14 protein-coding genes are annotated in these 19,096 nt (G+C 72.1%); 1 reads left to right on the top strand and 13 read right to left on the bottom strand.

The features are described 5' to 3' along the window. Positions 1 to 9 precede the first annotated feature (9 nt). The 10 genes from ACLQ2W_RS31205 to panD all read right to left on the bottom strand — a co-directional run bounded on the left by ACLQ2W_RS31205 (position 10) and on the right by panD (position 11,574). Positions 10 to 1,233, bottom strand: coding sequence for a cytochrome P450 (locus ACLQ2W_RS31205; RefSeq protein ID WP_425791139.1), 1,224 nt, complete (start codon positions 1,231 to 1,233; stop codon positions 10 to 12). Positions 1,234 to 1,333: 100 nt separating this feature from the next. Continuing rightward, positions 1,334 to 3,481: an MMPL family transporter gene (locus ACLQ2W_RS31200; protein ID WP_425791137.1), complete on the bottom strand. Its 2,148-nt coding sequence runs from the start codon at positions 3,479 to 3,481 to the stop codon at positions 1,334 to 1,336. 154 nt (positions 3,482 to 3,635) lie between these two features. Further along, complete coding sequence (locus ACLQ2W_RS31195) at positions 3,636 to 3,905, bottom strand: hypothetical protein (RefSeq protein WP_405090146.1); 270 nt, start codon at positions 3,903 to 3,905, stop codon at positions 3,636 to 3,638. A 30-nt stretch (positions 3,906 to 3,935) separates the two neighbouring features. Continuing rightward, positions 3,936 to 4,247 carry an ArsR/SmtB family transcription factor gene (locus ACLQ2W_RS31190; RefSeq protein ID WP_425791134.1) on the bottom strand — a complete coding sequence of 104 codons (312 nt, stop codon included), beginning with the start codon at positions 4,245 to 4,247 and terminating at the stop codon, positions 3,936 to 3,938. Positions 4,248 to 4,330: 83 nt separating this feature from the next. Then, on the bottom strand, positions 4,331 to 5,920 hold the full coding sequence (locus ACLQ2W_RS31185; RefSeq protein WP_425791132.1) for a tryptophan halogenase family protein: 1,590 nt from the start codon (positions 5,918 to 5,920) through the stop codon (positions 4,331 to 4,333). 194 nt (positions 5,921 to 6,114) lie between these two features. Next, on the bottom strand, positions 6,115 to 6,771 hold the full coding sequence (locus ACLQ2W_RS31180; RefSeq protein ID WP_425791130.1) for a DedA family protein: 657 nt from the start codon (positions 6,769 to 6,771) through the stop codon (positions 6,115 to 6,117). Between the two features lie 138 nt (positions 6,772 to 6,909). After that, positions 6,910 to 9,423 carry an amino acid adenylation domain-containing protein gene (locus tag ACLQ2W_RS31175; protein ID WP_425791128.1) on the bottom strand — a complete coding sequence of 838 codons (2,514 nt, stop codon included), beginning with the start codon at positions 9,421 to 9,423 and terminating at the stop codon, positions 6,910 to 6,912. 147 nt (positions 9,424 to 9,570) lie between these two features. Further along, positions 9,571 to 10,419, bottom strand: coding sequence for an SDR family oxidoreductase (locus ACLQ2W_RS31170; protein WP_425791126.1), 849 nt, complete (start codon positions 10,417 to 10,419; stop codon positions 9,571 to 9,573). Further along, the gene (locus ACLQ2W_RS31165) at positions 10,416 to 11,132 is read right to left on the bottom strand and encodes a thioesterase II family protein (RefSeq protein ID WP_425791124.1); all 717 of its coding nucleotides are present in this window, start codon (positions 11,130 to 11,132) and stop codon (positions 10,416 to 10,418) included. Before ACLQ2W_RS31165 ends, ACLQ2W_RS31170 begins: the two co-directional genes overlap by 4 nt. Before the next feature lie 10 nt (positions 11,133 to 11,142). After that, complete coding sequence (gene panD, locus ACLQ2W_RS31160) at positions 11,143 to 11,574, bottom strand: aspartate 1-decarboxylase (protein WP_425791122.1); 432 nt, start codon at positions 11,572 to 11,574, stop codon at positions 11,143 to 11,145. Positions 11,575 to 11,779: 205 nt separating this feature from the next. Here panD and ACLQ2W_RS31155 point away from each other — a divergent pair, with 205 nt between their 5' ends. Beyond that, on the top strand, positions 11,780 to 11,995 hold the full coding sequence (locus ACLQ2W_RS31155) for an MbtH family protein (protein ID WP_281939232.1): 216 nt from the start codon (positions 11,780 to 11,782) through the stop codon (positions 11,993 to 11,995). A 64-nt stretch (positions 11,996 to 12,059) separates the two neighbouring features. On the opposite strand, the gene ACLQ2W_RS31150 is transcribed toward ACLQ2W_RS31155, so the two are convergent. The 3 genes from ACLQ2W_RS31150 to ACLQ2W_RS31140 are packed head-to-tail and all read right to left on the bottom strand — an operon-like array spanning position 12,060 to position 19,082. Beyond that, positions 12,060 to 12,809, bottom strand: a complete 750-nt coding sequence (locus tag ACLQ2W_RS31150) for a thioesterase II family protein (protein ID WP_425791120.1) — start codon at positions 12,807 to 12,809, stop codon at positions 12,060 to 12,062. After that, positions 12,793 to 14,043, bottom strand: a complete 1,251-nt coding sequence (locus tag ACLQ2W_RS31145) for an MFS transporter (protein ID WP_425791118.1) — start codon at positions 14,041 to 14,043, stop codon at positions 12,793 to 12,795. Before ACLQ2W_RS31145 ends, ACLQ2W_RS31150 begins: the two co-directional genes overlap by 17 nt. Further along, positions 14,040 to 19,082, bottom strand: coding sequence for an amino acid adenylation domain-containing protein (locus ACLQ2W_RS31140; RefSeq protein WP_425791116.1), 5,043 nt, complete (start codon positions 19,080 to 19,082; stop codon positions 14,040 to 14,042). The genes ACLQ2W_RS31145 and ACLQ2W_RS31140 overlap by 4 nt, the downstream gene beginning before the upstream one ends. Between the last annotated feature and the right edge of the window lie 14 nt (positions 19,083 to 19,096).

Raw genomic sequence — 19,096 nt, 5'->3', positions numbered from 1 at the left:
CGTCGCGGGTCAGCCGAGGGGGGTGAACGTGATCGGCAGCCGCTGCAGGAACCGGAAGTTGACGCTCTCCAGCCAGTCCGGCTCGGCGTCGACGGTGTGCAGGTCGCCGGCCCGGCGCAGCAGGGCAGCGATGCCGATCTCGATTTCGGTCACGGCCAGGGCGGCACCGAGGCAGTAGTGGATCCCGTGCCCGAAGGACAGCTGGTCGGCCGCGCGGCGGGCCACGTCGAGCCGGTCCGGGTCGGGGTAGTGCTCAGGATCTCGGTTGCCCGCGCCGAGGACGAGCGTGACCGTGTCGCCCCGCCTGATGTGCCGGCCGCCGATCTCCAGGTCGTCGAGCGCCACCCGGGAGGTGAACTGCACCGAGCCGTCGTAACGCAGGAACTCGTACGCGGCGCCGTTCGCCAGCTCGGGCCGTTCACGCAGCAGCGACTGCTGGTCCGGTTGCTGGATGAGGGCCAGCACCGCGTTGCCGATGACGTGCGTGGTGGTGGCCTGCCCGGCGTCGATGAGCAGCAGGAAGTTGGCGAAGACCTCGTCGTCGGTGTAGTCCGCGTCATCGAGCTGTCCCGCGATCATCCGGCTGAACAGGTCGTCGGCGGTGCCGGCCCGGCGCGCCGCGGTCTGCCGGTCGAAGACGGCCCGCAGTTCGTTGATGCGCGGCACGGCCTTGCGCGACTGCGTGAAGAACTCGTGCAGCAGGCCGGGCCAGTCGCTCAGCAGGTGCAGCGCATCGTCCGGCACCCCGGCCAGCCTGCCGACGACGCGGCGGGTGAGCGGTTCCGAGAAGTCGCGGATGACGTCCATCCGCCCGCTGCCGACCACCTGGTCGAGCAGGTCGTCGGCGATCTCCTGGACGAGTGGTCGCAGCTCGCGGATGAAGCGCGGGGTCAGGCCCGGCTTGATGAGCCGCCGCAGCCGGGTGTGCCGAGGCGGCTCGTTGAACAGCATCATGTCGGCGAGCGCCGTCTTGAGCGGCTTCATCTCGGTACGCGCGCTGGCCGGCAGCTGCTCGTAGAACGACTCGACACGCGCGCCCGTGAGCCGCTCGTCCTTGGAGAGCTGAACGATCTCTTCGTAGCCGAGGACCAGCCAGGTCCGCATCCACTCGTCCCACACCACGACGCCGTCGGTCCGCATCGCGCGATACAGCGCGTACGGGTCGAGTTTCCATTGCGGGTCGTAGAGGGCCAGCAGGCTCGGCGGCCGCGTCACGGCGGAGGTGTCAGTCACCTCTCCAAGCGTCCGGAGCGGACTATATTTCTCCGGTACCGAACCTATCGCGCCCCCGCGACGGTGGTCGCGGGGGCGCGGGTCGGCTCAGTGCCCGGGGTCAGTGGGCGTGCGCGTAGACCTCCGGCTCGGCCTGGTCGGTCTTCAGCTCCCGTTCCCGGGAAAGGCTCCGGCGCGACCAGGCGCGGTCACCCAGCAGCGCCAGCGCGGCCGGCAGCAGCACACCACGCACCACCGTCGCGTCGATCAGGATCGCCACCGCCATGCCGACACCCAGCATCTTGTACTCGATGGCGGAGAGCGTCACGAAGACCGAGAAGACGCCGATCATGATGGCGGCGGCGCTGGTCACCACGCCGGCGCTCGCACCGACACCGCTCACGATCGCCGTGCGGGCGTCAGCACCGGCCGCCCGACGCTCGCGGACCCGGCTGAGGATGAAGATGTGGTAGTCCATGCTCAGCCCGAACAGCAGCACGAAGATGAAGAGCGGCAGCCAGTCGGTGATACCGCCGTACGCCGTGAAGCCCAGCAGGCCACTCAGATGCCCGTCCTGGAACACCCAGGTGAGCACGCCGTACGCCGCGCCGATCGACAGCAGGTTGAGCACGATCGAGGCGACCGGCAGCCACCAGGACCGGAACGCGAGGCTCAGCAGGACGAACGCGAGCAGCAGCACGAAGGCGAACACGTAGATCATGCGTTGCCGTACCTGCTGGGTGAAGTCGTACGCGAACGCCGTCTTGCCGGCCACCGCGAACTTCGCACCGGGCACCTTGCCGAACGTCGCGGGCAGCACCTCCTGCCGCAGTTCGCGCAGTGCCTGATTGGAGCGCTGGTCCGTGCCGTTGCCGTCGAGCGGGACCCGGACCACCAGCGCCTCACCCACCCGCATCACCGACACCGGCTCGTGCAGCAGTCCTCCGCTGGCGCCGATCCGCCGGCGCAGCTCGTCGGTCGCGGCCGTCATCTGCGGGCTTGCGGCGTCGGCTCCCCAGACGACCACCTGCTCCGGCGCGGCCGCTCCGGGGAACGCGGCCTGCATCCGGACCGCGCCGTCGACGGCGGGCACACTGCGCGGCAGGCTGTTCGTCGGTCCGGCGTCCTGGAGCCGCATGTCGAGCGCCGGCACCATCAGGCCCACCAGTACGAGGACCGCGACCGTGCCCCAGAGCAGCGGGCGGCGCACGACGTTGCGGGCCACGGCCGTCCAGAAGCGCGACTCCCGCGCGACCGTGCGCCGGCGGCCGAGCCACGGCACCCGCGCCCGGTCCACCCGATGGCCGAGGATGGCCAGCAGCGCGGGCAGCGCGGTCACCGAGCCGATGACGGCGAGACCGACCACGGTGATCGTGCCCATGGTGAGGCCGCGGAAGTTGTCGAGGCCGGTCATCCAGAGGCCGCCGACGCAGAGCATGACGGTCAGCCCGGAGATGACCACGACACGTCCCGAGGTGCGGGCGGCGATCTCCAGCGCGGCGCCGGTCTCCCGGCCGGCGGCCCGTTCCTCCCGTTCCCGGCGCAGGTAGAACAGCGAGTAGTCGACGCTCACGGCCACGCCGATCAGCAGGATCATCGACGAGGTGGCGCTGTTGATCGGGACCACCAGGTCGACCACCGACAGCACGCTCATGGCGGCGGCCACGGTGGTCGCGGCGAGCAGCAGCGGGATGCCGGCGGCGATCAGCGACCCGAACACGACCAGCAGGATCAGGATCGTCAGCGGCAGCGACGTGGTCTCGGCGGTCTTGAAGTCCTTCTTGATGGCGTCGTCCACCGTGGCGGAGAGACTCCGGTCGCCCGCCTGGTCGATGCGCACGCCGGTGTGCTTGGCCGCGACGGCGCTGACCGCGTCGGTCGCCTTCTCGTAGTTGTCGAGCATCGCGTCGTCGGGCCCGGCGACGACGAAGGTGACCAGCCCGGACCGGCCGTCCGCGGACACCTGTCCGGGTGCGGCCGGGTCCAGCGGTGAGCGGACGTCGGACACCGCGGACGGCATCTCGCGCAGCTCGTCGACCACCTCGGCCGCGGCCGCCCGTGCCTCGGGGTCCGACGCGAACCCTGAGCCACCCGACCCGCTCGGATGAATGAGCACGTTCTCCCGGATGGGTAGGTACTCCGGCTGGTCGCGTAGCGCCTGCTGGGCCACCCCGGACTCGCCGGGATCATGGGCCGGTGCGCCGTTGCCGCTGATCAGCGAGCTGCCGAGGACGGTGGCCACGACCAGGACGAGCCAGCCGACCAGCACCGGCCATCGATGGCGTACGGACCAGCTCGCGACGCGTTCGGCGAACGGTTTCCGAACGTCTCCAGTTTGGATGGACACAGAGATAATTCCCCTCTTGGAAAGGACGGCGTTTCTCTGTCGTGCCTCCGAGCGCCGGGCCCGTGCACCACGAGCGCTACTCGACGTCCTTGAGGATGTGCTCGATGGCGGCCAGACGCTCCTCCAGGCCGGCCATTCGGGTGTCGATCCCGGCGAGCTTCACCTCCACCGCCTCCTCAGCGGCCGTGGAACGCTTCGCCAACTCGCGATAGTCGTTGTCGCGAGCAATGGCAGCCTTGGCGCGCAGCGTCTTGGCGACCTCGCGGATCACCAGGGCAAGAACGGTGATCACCAAGGCGAAGAGCCCGATGGCTCCGATGACTTCCTGCCAGGCCAATGCGTCCATGCCAGCATTCCCCTTTTACCGCTGCGACTGTCATTTGGTGAGTGTCCGCACCGCGTCCGCGATGGTTTCCGGCGTCAGGGTCAGCGCGAAGTCACGGACCTCGTAGAACTTCAACGCCTTGCCGTCCTCGGAGAACTCGAGCTGCGAGTCCACAAGGCCCGCCGCCTCCAGCTTGCGCAGGTGGACCTGCAGCAACGCCCGGCTGATGCCCAACTCGCGGGCCAGCTGACTGACATAGTTGCGCCGCTTCGCGAGCACCCCTATGACCCGCATGCGATGCGGGTTTGCCAGCGTCGCCAGCGTTTCGACGAGTTCGTCACCGTTCACCGTAGCGGGCTCCACGTGACCTCCTGCATGTGCATAAAAAACTTAGCACATGCCTACCCAGGCAACAACCGGACCCGGCGCGGACCGCTCACCGCGGCTCAGCCGTGCAACTGGCGCAGGTACTCGTACGTGCTCGGCAGCGTGTCCAGCAGCTCGCGCTGCTTCCGCTTGATCTCGGCGAAGATGGGCTCGGACCGCTGCATCGCGCCGTCGCGGTAGGTGAGCGCCGGCAGCGGGTGCTCCGGAAGCACGTCGAGACCCGCGAAGACGCAGTAGTAGCTGCTGTTGGTCCAGTAGTTGCGGAACTCCGCCTCGAAGTTGGCGTAGTAGGTCGACTCGTCGGTGATCGGCATGTTGATCGCCAGCCCGGCACGGTACTGAGCGATCTTCCGCTTGATGTCGTCGGCCAGGACCAGTTCCTTGCAGGCCCGCCAGAACGGGGTGTCCCGGCGCGGGGAGAGGCTGAAGTGGGCCTGCAGGAAGTCCCGCGAGTCGTCGAACATGTGCTCGATCTCGTCGTTGAACGAATCCCGCAGCGCCGGGTCGAAGTTGCGGTCGGGGAAGAACTTGCCCAACTGGTAGAGCGCGGCGGTGATGAAGTAGATGCCTGTCGACTCCAGGGGCTCGAGGAAGCACGAGGAGAGCCCGATGCTGACCACGTTGCGCACCCAGGCCCGGCGGTTGCGGCCCACCCGGAACGTGATGTGGTTCAGCGGCTGCGTCTCCGGGTCCAGCCCCCACAACTCGCAGAACTGCCGGGTGGCGGTGTCCTGATCGGCGAACCGGCTGGAGTAGACGTACCCGGTGCCGAAGCGGCCCAGCATCGGAATCTTCCACGTCCAGCCCGACGGCATGGCGATCGAGGAGGTGAACGGCTCGACGCCGTCGGCCTCGTCGTCGTGCGGCACCGCCGTGGCGACCGCCCGGTCGTTCAGCAGGTTGTCGCTCATGTCCAGGAACGGCTCGCGCATCACCTTGTTGATCAGCAGGCTGCGGAAGCCGGTGCAGTCGACGAACAGGTCGCCGTCGACGGTCCGGCCCGACTTCAGCCGCAGCGAGGTGATGTGGCCGCGCTGATCGACCTCCGCGTCGACCATCTCGTCCTCGATGTGGATCGCACCCTGCTTCTCGGTGGCGAACCGCCGCAGGAACGCCGCGACGAGGCTGGCGTCGAAGTGCCAGGCGTAGTTCGTCCACTTGGTCCCGTCGGCGAACCGCGGCGCCAGATTGGCGTCCATCACGGGCGACTCGCGGTAGCAGGCGTAGTCGAACGGCTCGTCCGTCTCACCGGCGAAACGCTTCGCCGCCCAGTAGTGCGACAGCGGCAGGTTCTCCGAGTTCGGCAGGATCCCGAACAGGTGGTAGAAGTGGTCGCTGTAGCCGTTGAGCTGCCGCGGCTTCGGGGAACCGGCGCCGGGCGTACGCCAGTTGACGAATTTGATCCCCATCTTGAAGCTGGCGTTGCACTCCCGCATCCAGTCCTCCTCGGCCAGTCCGAGGAAGTCGAAGAAGGTCTTGTGCAGGTTCGGCACGGTCGCCTCGCCCACGCCGATGCTCGGGATGGACGGCGCCTCGACGACCGTGATCCGGACGTGCGGCCCGAGCGCCCGGCCGAGGTAGGAGGCCGACATCCAGCCGGCCGTCCCGCCGCCGAGGACGACGACACTTCTGAGCCTGTTGTCTTCCATTCGCATGGCACCCTTCGGATCGGATCCGTGTCCCGGGTCGGGGACGGATCGTGGCCTGCCGCGCGGCGAATCCGCGCCGACGCCACTGTCGCGAAGGGCCTTGATAGGCGGCCTATATTCCAGCTATCCGGGCGAATCCCGGACAGGATGACGGCCCGGCGCGCCGAAGCGCGCCGGGCCGTCATGGCGAAAGGTCAGACGGCAACCGGCTCCCGGCGCTCGACCTTCCGCCGGGCGCCGACACCGAGCCGCGGGGGGTCGGCTGTGGCGGCGGCGCGTCGGGCGGCACGACGGGCCCGGACCTGGAGGACGACGGCGACCGCCGCACCCAGGACGATGCCCGGAATCGCACCGATGAGGGGATGATCGGCGAAGGCCATGCCGCCGAGACGTCCGAGGCCGTTCATGTAGAGCGACCACAACACGCCGGCGAGCACGCTCACCGGCAGGAACCGGCGCAGCGGGAACCCCACCGAGCCGGCCGCCAGCGTGGCGGCCGTGCGCCCGCCGGGCAGGAAGTGGGCGATCAGCAGCGCCACGCCGCCACGCCGCTCCAGGGCGCGTTCCGCGCCGGCGAGCGCCGCGCCGAGGGCACCGACGCGAATCCCACGGAGCCGCCCGAACGTGCTACGGCCCAGCAGGTAGGCCAGGTGGTCGGCCGCTACCGAGCCGGCGGCGGCTGCCACCAGCAGACCGACCGGGTGCGGCCGGCCCGCGACGGCGAGCGCGCTCAGGCAGATCGTCAGCGAGTCGGACGGCAGGACGGGGAAGATGCCGTCGACCATGACCACGAGTGCGGTGAGAACGTAGATCCACGGCGATCCGGCCAGGTGCATCAGGTGCGCGAGCATCGTTCCACCTCCTGTCCGATCACGGCAGGCACCGCACTGGTGATGTGCAAAACCAGACTTGCACATGCCGATCGGAGTTAACAAGAGCGACGCCCCGGAGATTGACCCTGACGTTTCTCGGCGTCGATCTGCCGACCATCAGGGGGATTCGGCGCTCACCAGGTGATCCGCCAGCTCAGCGAGCCGCGGATGGCGGTACAGCTCCCTCAGCGGTAGGCGCGGCAGCCCCCGCTCGCGCATGAGGGACGCGATGCGGACCGCGTACAGCGAGTTGCCGCCCAGCTCGAAGAAGTTGTCCGAGCCGTCCACCGGCACACCGAGCACGTCCTGCCACACGGCGGCCATCGCCCCCGCCAGACCCCCGTCGGCAGCGACCGCAGGCGTGGACGCGGGTGCGGGCGGGCGGCCGACGGCGGGCGCCGGCAGCCGGTTGCGGTCCAGCTTGCCGTTGACGGTCAGCGGCAGGGACTCCACCGCCGTCACCGTCGCGGGCACCATGTACTCCGGAAGCATCCGGGCCGCCCGCTCCCGGACTCCCGCCACGCCGTCCCCGCACAGCACGACGTAGGCGTCCAGGCGCTGCTCGGCGGCGTCGCCGTTGCGGCCGCCACCGACCACGACGGCGGCCGCGGTGACGGCCGGGTCGGCGAGCAGCACGGTACGGATCTCGTCCAGCTCGATCCGGAAACCCCGGATCTTGACCTGGCTGTCGATCCGCCCGAGATGCTCCAGGCTGCCGTCGGCGCGCAGCCGACCACGGTCGCCGCTGCGGTACATCCGACCGCCGGACCACGGATCGGGAACGAAGCGCTGCGCCGTCAGGGCGGGCTTGCCCAGATAGCCGGCCGCCACTCCCCGGCCGCCGACGCAGATCTCACCCGGCGCCCCGATCGGCTGCAAGCGGCCCCGCTCGTCGATGACCCGCAGCGACCAGCCGGGCAGCGCCCGCCCGACCGAGCGCGACCCGGCCAGCGCGTCGCCGCGGGTCACCGTGTGCTCGGTGACGTGCACCGTCGTCTCGGTGATGCCGAACATGTTCACGGCACGGCACGCCGGCTCGGGGTAGCGGTCGTGCCACCGCAGCAGCAGCCGCGCGTCCAGCGGCTCACCGCCGAAGATCACCAGGCGGACCGCGAGCCGCCGATCGGACCGCGCGTCCTCCGCGACCAGCTGCGCGAAGGCCGACGGCGTCTGGTTCAGGACGGTCACCCGTTCCTGGGCGAGCAGAGCGTGGAAGTCCTCCACCGAACGCGACGTCCAGTACGGCACGACGACCAGCCGGCCGCCGGTCAGCAGCGCCGCCCAGATCTCCCAGACGGAGAAGTCGAACGCGCCGGAGTGGAAGAACGTCCACACGTCGGCCGTCCCCAGCCCGAAGTTCCCCCGGGTGGCCGCGACCAGCGCCGTGACGTTCTCGTGCGGGACCACCACGCCCTTCGGGCGCCCGGTGGAACCCGAGGTGTAGATGACGTACGCCGGCGCGCCGTGGTCCCGGTGCCCGACGAGCCCGTCCGCCTCCCCCGCCGCCAGGTCGGCGGTGGTCAGGACCGGCGGGAGGCCGGGTCCGTCGAGCACGCTCCCGTCCGCGACGATCAGGGCCAGGCCCGCGTCCCGCACGGTGTACTCCAGCCGGGCCCGTGGGTAGGCGGGGTCCATCGGGACGTAGACAGCGCCCGCGCGGACCGCCGCGAGCATGGTGACGACCAGGTGCGACGAACGCTCGAGGCAGATGCCCACCCGGTCGCCGGGCCGTACGCCCGCCGACCGCAGCGCCGCGGCGAACCGGCCGGCCCGCTGGTCCACCTCGCGGTACGTCAGCGTGTGCCCGTCGCAGGTCAGCGCGGGCGCCTCCGGGTGCAGCGCGACCCGGGCCGTGAAGAGCTCGTCGAGATGGGCGCGCGATCCGGACGGCTCGGGCGTCGCACCGAGGGCCGCCACCCGCGCGTACTCGTGCTCGTCGAGCAGCTCGACGTCGCCGGGCTCCGCGGCCGGGCCGCCCAGTTGGGCATGCACGTGGGCGACGTGGGTGGCGAACCGGCGGGCCGACGCGCCGTCCACCGCGCGCTCCTGGTGATGCAGCTCCAGGAAGCGCTCGTCGCCGCCGCGCCGGACGAGGAAGGTGAGCGGGAACGGCGCCGCCGGGCCGGGACGGTAACGGGCGTCGAACTCGCCGAGCAGGACTCCGGCGTACGGGCCCTGGTCGCCGCCCGTGACGAACGGCCCGGGGGCCTGCGGCGTCGGGCCCAGCGTCGCGACGGCGGGAGACCGCTCGTCGTCGTAGCGGGCGAGGACGGCGGCGACCGCGTCGGCGAGCAGGCCGTCGGTCGGTCCGGGGCCGAGCGGCACGCGTACCACCCCGGTACGCCCGCGCGCCGCGGGGTCGGGCACCGCCCAGTCGAACGGGGACGCCCCGGGCTCGGGCAGCGGCACGGGCGCGGCAGCGCGCGACCCGGGCCCGCCGCGGTGGCCGAGTACGACGTCGGCGACGAGCGCGAGCGAGGCCGCGTCCACCGCGCCACGGTCGGCCACCAGGATCAGCTCGGCCGCACCGCCCGGGTAGGTCAGCACCACGGCCCGCAGCGGATCGGCCGGGTGCGCCAGCTCGGCCCGGCGCCGCCGGTCGGCGAGATCCGATCCCACGGGCGCGGGCACGCGGTCGACCCACAGGCGCGGACGTCGCGGGCCCGGCCACCAGACCGCGGCCGCCTCCTGAAAACGCCGTTCGAGATCGGCCGGGTCGCCTGGGGCGGCGACGCACCAGCCGTGGTTTCCGGACAACACGGTCAATCTCCCTCGCACTCAGCGGGCAGTGAAGCCGCCGTCGACGGTCAGCACGCTTCCGGTGACCTGGCGGGCGCCGTCACCGGCGAGCCAGAGCACCGCACCGGCCACGTCGTCCGGCTCGATCAGGGTGTTCATCGGCTGGTCACGGACGAACGTCTCCTCGTGCTCGGCGACCGGCACCTCGAGCGACCGCGCGATCTCGGCAAGCATCCGGCCCTCGACCCGCGGGTCGTCGCGGACCGAGCCGGGGCACACCGCGTTCACCCGCATCCGGTACGGCGCGTAGTCGAGCGCGGCGGCCCGAGTCAGTCCGATCAGGCCGTGCTTGGCCGCGACGTAGCCGGCGAAGTGGCGATAGCCGACCAGGCCGGCGGTGGAGGAGACGTTCACGATGCTGCCGGAGCGCCTGCGCATCATCAGGCCACCGACGGCGCGGATCGTGCGCCAGGCGCCACTGAGGTCGACGTCGAGCATCAGCTCCCACTGCTCTTCGTCGATGTCGTGGACCGCCCGGCCGGACGGCGCGGCGATGCCCGCATTGTTGACCAGCACGTCGATCGTGCCGAACCGCTGCGTGGCGGCGTCGACGGACTCCTCGACCGCGCGCAGGTCCCGCACGTCGGCCTGCCGGGCCAGCACCGCGGCGCCGGCGTCGCGGCAGAGCGCGGCCGTGTGCTCCAACTGGCTGGGCGAGGCCATCGGGTACGGCACCCCGGGCAGGTCCTGCGCGACGTCGAGCAGGACCAGGTCGGCGCCGGCGCCAGCCAGCGCCACCGCGATGGCCCGGCCCAGGCCACGCCCGGCCCCGGTCACCATCGCGGTTCGGCCGGTCAGGTCGTCGGCGGTCGTCGACACGGCGGTCATGACATCCCCGGCCGGGCGAACAGGCTGCCGTCGATCAGCCGCAACAGCGCGCGCTCGCCGCCGGGCTCGGTCAGGTACATGTGACCGCCGGGCAGCTCGGCGCTGGTGAAGGCGGCGGTCGTGGTGTCCGCCCACTGGCCGCACTCGGCCGGCGTGACCAGGTCGTCGCCGTCGCCGCGCACGGCCGTCACGGGCGTCCGCAGCGGCGGTCCCGGCGGCGGGCGGTAGCCCTCGTGCATCGCGACGTCCGCGCGCAGCATCGGCAGGATCATCTCGCGCATCTCCGGGTCGTCCATCGCCGGATGGCGGTAGCCGGCCAGGCGGCGGACGGCGGCCAGGAACGCGTCGTCGTCCAGGCCGGCGGCCGGATCCTCGCGTACGGTCCCCGGGCCGGGCGATCCACTGACGACCAGCCCGGCGATCGGGCCGTCGGCGGACATCCGCCGCGCCAGCTCGTACCCGAGGACGGCGCCCAGGCTGTGCCCGAAGATCACGATTCGCCCGGCGTCGTCCAGCCGGGGACGCAGCCAGGCGTGCGCCTCGTCGACCGCGGCGGCGACGGCGGTGTGCGGCTCGTCGTCCAGCCGCTCCTCGCGGCCGGGCAACTGGACCGCCAGCACCCGCCAGTCGGCGGGCGCGGCGGACTGCCACTTCTTGAAGAATGACGCGCCTGACCCGGCGAAGGGCAGGCAGATCAGCGTGACCGACGGCACGGTGGTCTCCTCAGCTCGGCTGGTGGACGGGGTCGACCACGTCGCCGCGGAACAGCCCGGAATCTTCGGGAACCTCGGCCGGGTCGTCACCGAGGAGGCGGATCCGGTTGCGCTCGTCGACGAAGACCACGCGTGGCCGTGCGGTCCGCACCTCGGCCTCGGTGTACATCCCGTACGCGATGATGATCACCAGGTCGCCGGGGCTGATCAGCCGCGCCGCGGCGCCGTTGATACCGATCATTCCGGTGCCGCGCGCCCCCTCGATGACGTACGTCGAGAGCCGGTTCCCGTTGTCGACGTCGACGATGTCCACCTTCTCGTCGGCGGCCAGGCCGGCCGCGTCCATGAGGTCGCGATCGACGGTCAGTGACCCGACGTAATGCAGGTCGGCCTGGGTCACCGTAGCGCGGTGGATCTTCGACTTCAGCAGCGTCGTAAACATGATTCGTCCCTCGACAGTCGTCAGTCACCATGTGCACGCCACCGTCGGTCGATCTCCGATATTGCGGCTATATGCCGCCTATCACGGCAGCCACCGTCCGTGGCCGCCGCGCCGCCGCCCGGCCGTCCGTAGCTGGTGTATAGGCGGAATATCGGCGGGTCCGCAGGATCGCTAGCAATGACACCCGTCCGGTGAAGGAGGCGTCGTGGCCGACGAACGCGAAGACAACCAGCGGTACAAGGTCGTGCTCAACGATGAGGAGCAGTACTCGATCTGGCCGGCCGACCGGGACGTCCCCGCCGGCTGGCGCGGCGACGGCGTCGAGGGCACCCGTGACGAGTGCCTGAAGCACATCGGCGAGGTGTGGACCGACATGCGCCCGCTGAGCCTGCGCCGCCGGATGGCGGAGACGGCGAGCTGAGCGGCGCCGCCGGATGGCGGTGTGCCCCACGGGCACACCGCCATCCGCGCGTGCACTCCCGGGATCATGCCTGGGTGAGCAGCTCGATCAGCTCCTGCGGCAGGTCGTTGAGGTAGAAGTGCCCACCCGGCATGCTGCGCGCCAGGAAGCCGGAAACCGTGTGCGCACGCCAGCGCCGCATGTCCTCGACCGTGGCGGACTCGTCCCGCGAACCGGCGACGGCGACGATCGGGCAGCCGAGCGGCGGACCCTGCTGGTACTCGTAGCTGCGGATGGACCGCAGGTCGGCCCGCAGGGTCGGCAGCAGCAGGTGCCAGACGTCCTCGTTCTCCAGCACCACCGCGCCGGTCCCGCCCAGGTCGCGGACGAACTCGCGGATGCCCTCGTCGTCCAGCAGCGGCTTGCGGGCCACCACGTCGGAGGGTGCCTTGCAGGCCGACACGATGAGCCGCGCCAGCGGCGCCGGAAACCGCGGGCGTAGCCGGCGGGCCACCTCGAAGGCGACCATGGCGCCCATGCTGTGACCGAACAGGGCGGTGTCGCGGCGGATGCCCGGCCCGATCGCCTCGACGATCTGATCGGCGAGCGCGGCGATCCCGACGGGCATCTCGGCACCCAGCCGGTCCTGCCGCCCGGGGTACTGCACGGCCGCCACCTCGACGTCCGGCGGGGCGGCCAGGGCCAGCGGCCGGAACGCGGCGGCCGTGCCGCCCGCGTGCGGGAAGCAGATCAGCCGTCGCGTCGCGGCCGGCCGCCTGTCGAATATCCGCAGCCATTCGCGCGTCGCGGACGTGCGGTCATCCACGGTCGTCATCCGGGCCTCCTCGAGATGTGCGCGCGCTGCGCACGGCGGGGCTGAGTACGGCGGCCACCGCGAGGGCGAGCATCACCCCGCTGATCCCCGCCACGGCGGCCGCGGTCGGCACGGCGGCCAGCAGGAAGCCGGCCCCGAGCGCGCCGAGCGAGTTGGCGCCGGAGCCGAGCAGCCCGGCCACGCTGCCGACCCGCCCCTGTAGGGCATCCGGCGTGATGCTCAGCTGGTAGGTGCCGGCCACGACGTTGAGCAGCGCACCCAGCATGGTGGTCGACGCGAAGAGCAGCGCCAGCAGCGGGATCGGCGGGCCGAGCGAGATCAGGAACATCAACACGGCCCACGCGATCAGCACCGAGACCAGCACGGTGACCAGGTCCAGCCGGCGGTTGACGGCGGACCCGGCCAGCGCGCCGAACACGCCGCAGGTGCCGGAGACGGCGCCGATCACGCCGATCACGGCAGGTGAGCTGCCGGCGTCGCGCACCATCACCAGCAGCGCCAGTGACAGTATCTGGAACAGGATGTTCGTCACCGCCACCAAGCCCAGCGCGCTGCGCAGAAACCTCTGGTGCAGCACCCAGGAGATGCCCTCGGTCAGGTCCCGGCGCAGGTTGCGTGCGGTGCTCGCGCGCTCCTGCTGGAAACTGCCCCGGACGAACAGCAGACTGCCCAGCGCGAGCAGGTGGCTGAGCGCCGCGAACAGGAACGGCGCCGCGCGCAGCAGCACGAACAGCGACGAGCTCAGCGGTTGCCCGACCAGCCCGGCGGCGCGGGTACGCGCCTCGTTCTGCGACATCGCGGAGCTGAGCTGCGGCGCGGGCACCACGTTGCTGACCGCGGCCCGCTCGGCGAGCCGGTAGACGATCGCCGCGGTGCCCTCGACGAAGGCGGCCGCCATGAGCAGCGGCAACCAGAGCGCGCCGAGGGCGACCGCGACGCCGACGGCGCCGACCGCGGCCAGTGCCGTCACGTTGCACCAGATCATCGTGCGGCGGCGGTCCCACCTGTCGACCATGACCCCGGCCGGCAGCTGCACCAGCAGCATGGGCAGCAGCCCGGCGAACCCGGTCCAGCCGGCCGCCACGGTCGAACGGCCCGCGAACACCAGCAGCATCGGGAAGCCGACGGTGGCGACGGTGCCGCCCAGGCTGGTCAGCCCGGCGCCGATCCAGAGGGCCAGGAAGTCCCGGTTGCGGCGCAGCGGCACGACGGGCGTGTCGGTCAGTGCGGTCATCGCGACTGCCCGCCGTCCACGCCGGCGACGAGCCGCTTCGCCACGGCGGCGCCGGCGTCGGAGTTGGTCAGCACGACCACCCCGGAACCCCGCCTCAGCCGGCACAGCGAGATCGCGTGGTAGCCGTCGGCCGAGCCACTGTGGCCGTACCCGAGATCGGTGGCGCTCTCGTCGACGACCGTGCCCAGGCCGTACGCGCTGTCCGGATGCTGCACGGTCAGCAGGTCGCCGGCCGCCGGCCGGGACAGCAGCGCCTGCGGGCGACCCAGGTGCGCGCGGCGTATCTCCAGCGCCAGCCGGGCCAGGTCGGCCGCCGTGGTCCACAGGCCACCCGCGGCCATGTCCGGCCAGCGCAGCCAGCCGCCGTCGAGCGGCCGGCCGGCCGCGGTGTGCCCGGTGGCGACCGAACCCGCGTACCGTTCGGGGAACTCCTGGCCGAAGTCGCTGGCCGCCATCCCCACGGGGTCGAGCACCAGCTCCCGCATCAGGTCGGCGAGCGGCGTGCCGGTGACGTCGGTGAGCACCTGCTCGACCACCCAGTAGTGCGCGTTCGCCTTCTCGAAGGCGTCGCCGGGCGAGCCGTGGACTCGGAAGTCCGGCCCGCGGAGCAGGTCGGTCACGGCGGGCAGCCCGCCCTCCCGCGGGTAGCCCGGCGCCGGGGCCGGCGCGATGCCGGACCGGTGCGCGAGCAGGTGCCGCAGCGTGATCGGGGAGTCCGGCGGCAGGAAGTCGCCGCGAAGGTAGTCGCGTACCGGCCGGTCGAGGTCGAGCACGCCGCGGTCGGCCAGGCGCAGCACCCCGAACGCGGTGACGTGCTTGCTCAACGAGCCGGCCTGGAACAGGGTGTCCGCGGTCACCGGCTCCGGCCGTCCGGCCGTCAGCAGGCCCTCGGCGTGCAGGTCGACCAGTTCGCCGTCGCGCAGCACCGCCACGCTCACGCCGGGAACCTCCGGTGTGGTGAGCGGGTCGTGCCAGGCGGCGGAGACGGGCGTGACCTCCGCCCGAACCGGCTCCGCGGTCGCGGCGACGGCGCGCAGCCTGTCGTCGGCGTAGACCTGGACCAGCGAGAGCGCCAGTCCGTCGGCAGCCGCCGCCGAGATCAGCCGGAAGACGACGAGCGAATTGCCGCCCAGCTCGAAGAAGCGGTCGTCGCGGCCGACCGGGTCGACGCCGAGGACCTGTGACCACAGCTCGGCCATGCGCCGCTCGGCCGCCGACCGCGGTGGCACGTACGGCCGGTGCGCGAGCGCGGCGCCGTCCGGGTCGGGCAACGCGGCCCGATCCAGCTTCCCGTTGTGGGTGAGCGGGATGGCGGGAACCGAGACGTACGCGGACGGCACCATGTACTCCGGCAGCCGCCGGGCCAGCCACTCCCGCAGGTGCAGCCCGGTCACCGGCTCGCCGGCCGGCACCAGGTACGCGGTGAGCCGGTCGCCGCGCAGCAGCACGCGCGCCTCGTTCACCTCCGGGTGGTCGCTGAGCACCGACTCGATCTCGCCCGGCTCGACCCGGTTGCCGCGCACCTTGACCTGCTCGTCGAGGCGGCCGAGGTGTTCGAGCGTGCCGTCCGGCAGCACCGTGGCGAGATCGCCGGTGCGGTACAGCCGGGCGCCGGGGGCGCCGAACGGGTCGGGGACGAAGCGGTCCGCGGTCAGTCCGGGACGGTCGAGGTAGCCGCGGGCGATCGACTCGCCGCCCAGGAACAGTTCGCCCGGCACGCCGACCGGCAGCGGGTCCAGCCGCTCGTCGAGCACGTACGCGCTGGTCCCCGCCATCGGCCGGCCGATCGGGACCGTGTCGCCGCCCCGCCAGCCGGTCAGGACGTGCTCGGTGCTCGCCACGGTCGCCTCGGTCGGCCCGTACGAGTTGATGACCCGGCCGTCGCCGAACGCGCCGTACAGCCGCGCCGCCGCCGCGCCGCGGAACGCCTCGCCGCCCAGCGACAGCCGGTCGGTGACCGCCTCGAACTGCTCGTCGGTCAGCTGGCCGGCCAGCAGGTCGAACAGGCTGGGCGTCAGGTCGACGAGGTCGAACGGCCCGTGCCGCAGCAGCCACTCACCCAGCCGCCCCAGGTCGAGGTCCTGCGGCGCGAGGTGCACCGGCAGGCCGTCGGAGAGCGCGATGAACAGCGAGGTCACCGACACGTCGAAGGAGATCGAGCAGAACAGCGCGCTGCCCGCCCGCCGGCCGCCGCCGAGGTACTGCGGCCGCGCCCAGCGCAGGTAGTTGGCGAGCGCACCGTGGCTGATCTGCACGCCCTTCGGCACACCCGTCGAGCCGGAGGTGAAGATGACGTACGCGGTCAGATCCGGGTCGTCCATCCGCGGCGGCCGCCCGGCGGGGGCGCTGTCGACGGCGGCGGCATCGTCGTCCAGCAGGACGCCGCGGCTGGCGAGATCCGGGTCCGCCGCGATGATCCCCGCGAGCGCCGCCTCCGAGACGATCACCTCGGGGTCGGCGGTACGCAGCAGGTCCCGCAGCCGCTGCGGCGGGTTCGCCGGGTCGAGCGGCACGTACGCGCCGCCGGCCTTCCACACGCCGAGCATGGTGGCGACCAGGTCGGGGCCGCGGCGTAGCAGCACCGCCACGCGCGACTCCGCCGTGACGCCACGGCTGCGCAGGTACTGCCCGATCCGGTCGCCGCGGGCGTCCAGCTCGGCGAAGCTGAAGCGCCCGTCGTCGGTGACGACGGCCGGGGCGTGCGGCGTCCGGGCCGCGTGCTCCTCGATCTGGTGGAGCGCGGTGGTCCCGACGGGGCCGGCCGGCGCGGTGCCCTGGGCGAGCAGCCAGTCCCGTTCGCCCGCGGGCAGGTGCACCCGGTCGGCGCGGGTGCCGGCGGCCATCGCCTCGAGCACCGCCCGGTACATCGCGATCACCCGCTCGCCGTGCTCGCGGTCGAGCACCGCGTCGTCGGCCTGGAGGACCAGGCGTTCGTCGCTCGCGGTCACGGCGTACGGGAACTCGTTCCGGCTGAAGCCGCCGCCGTCCGTGGTCGGTGGACGCCGGCCCGCGGGGGTGCCGAATTCCTCGTAGCTGAAGAAGGTGTGCAGCAGCCGCCCGCCGTCGGTGAGTTCCACCTGCATCGCCGGCATCGGGAAGTTCCGGTGCGGCCACATCTCCAGCTCGCGGTCGAAGGCGCGGCGCACCTCGTCCGCCCAGTCGGCGGCGGCCGGGTCGACCGGGAACGGCACCGTGTTGAGGTGCGAGCCGTACACCAGCTCGGCGCCCGCGGCCTCCGGGCGGCAGTGCACCACCAGGCCGGTGTGGAACCGGCGCTCGGGGCTGAGCTGCCGCAGCACGGCGAGGTGCGCCGCCAGCAGCACGCTCTTGATCGGCGTGCCGGCCCGGGAAGCGAGTTCCCGCAGCGGGCCGGCGAGGTCGCCGAACTCGAGGTCGAACCGGTGGGACCCGGTTCCGCTGCCGCCCAGTCCGGCCGGCAACACCAGTGGCCCCCGCCCGGTGACCAGGTGACGCCAGTACTCGCGGTCGTCCGGCGAGGCCAGCGCGCGCACCTCGGCGGCGATGGTGTCGGCGAAGCGCACCGCCGGCCGGGGCCGCTCCGGCGGCTCCTGCCCGGCGCGGAGCGCCCGGTACGTGTCGAGCAGGTCGGCACGGAGCCGGCTGAACGTCCACCCGTCCACGATCAGATGGGACTGGGTGATGAAGAGCGTCCATTCGCCGCCGGGCAGCAGGTGCACCCGGATCCGCAGCAGGGGCGCGGACTCGTGCGGCAACGGTGTGCGGCTCTCCTCGTCGAGCGCGTCACGCAGGGCCCGTTCGCATGCGTCCGCCGATTCGCCACGCAGGTCGGCGACCCGCACCGGCAGCGCCGCGGCGGCGTGCACCACCTGTAGCGGAACCGGGTAACCGGTCAGGTCGACCGAGGTGCGCAGCACGTCGTGCCGGGCGACCAGTTCGTCCACGGTGCGTTGCAGCGCGTCGGCCGAGAACGGCTCCGTCGCCGGGATGCGCGCGGTGGCGACCCGATGGTAGTTGAGCGGCCCGGCCGACGCCGTCATCTCCACCAGCATGCCGAGCTGGTTCTGCGAGAGCGGGTAGGCGTCGGCCGCATCCGCCGGAAGCCTGGTCCGGTCCTCGTCGCCGATCAGCGCGAACGGCTCGACGCCGGTTTCGGTGGCGTGGCCGCCCGCGGTCAGCCGCTCGGCGAGGGCGGTCACCGTGCGGCCGGAGAGCACGTCCCGGGCGGTGACGGCGAGGCCGTCCTCGCGGAGGCGGCCGGCGACGGCCACGGCGCGGATGGAGTCGCCGCCGAGTTCGAAGAAGCTGTCCCGGATGCCGACCCGGTCCACGCCGAGCACCTCGGCCCACACCACGCACAGCCGCTCCTGCACCACGTTCTCCGGCGGCACATAGCCGCCCTGGCCGAACGCCCGACCGTCCGGCTCCGGCAACGCCCGCTTGTCGAGCTTCCCGTTCGCCGTCAACGGCAACCGATCCAGCACCACGAACGCCGCCGGCACCATGTACTCCGGCAACGACACCGCCAACGCCTGCCGCAACGACGCCACATCCAACCGCGCACCCGCCACCGGCACCACATAGGCCACCAGCCGAGCCTCCACCCCGCTGCCCCGCAGCAGCACCACCGCGTCCCGGACCCCGGCACAACCCGACAACACCACCGTGATCTCACCCAACTCGATCCGATAACCACGCACCTTCACCTGGTCATCAGCCCGACCCACAAAATCCAGACTCCCGTCCGCACGCCGCCGCGCCAGATCACCCGAGCGATACAACCGCCCACCCGACCCGAACGGATCCGGCACGAACCGCTGCGCCGTCAGACCCGGCCGACCCAGATACCCACGCGCCACCCCCGGACCCGCCACACAGATCTCACCGGTGACACCCACCGGGACGAGTTCTCCGTACGCGTCGAGCAGGTGGACACGCAGATCGCTCAGCGGCCGCCCGATCGGGTTGCCGGCGCCGGCTTCCAGGTCGTCACCGGTCAGCCGGTGGTAGGTGGTGTGGACGGTGGTCTCGGTGATGCCGTACATGTTCACCAACGCCACCCGCGCCAACGGAT

The sequence above is a fragment of the Micromonospora sp. DT227 genome (genome assembly GCF_049841835.1).
GTDB lineage: Bacteria > Actinomycetota > Actinomycetes > Mycobacteriales > Micromonosporaceae > Micromonospora.
This window is presented reverse-complemented; position numbering and strand designations above follow the sequence as displayed.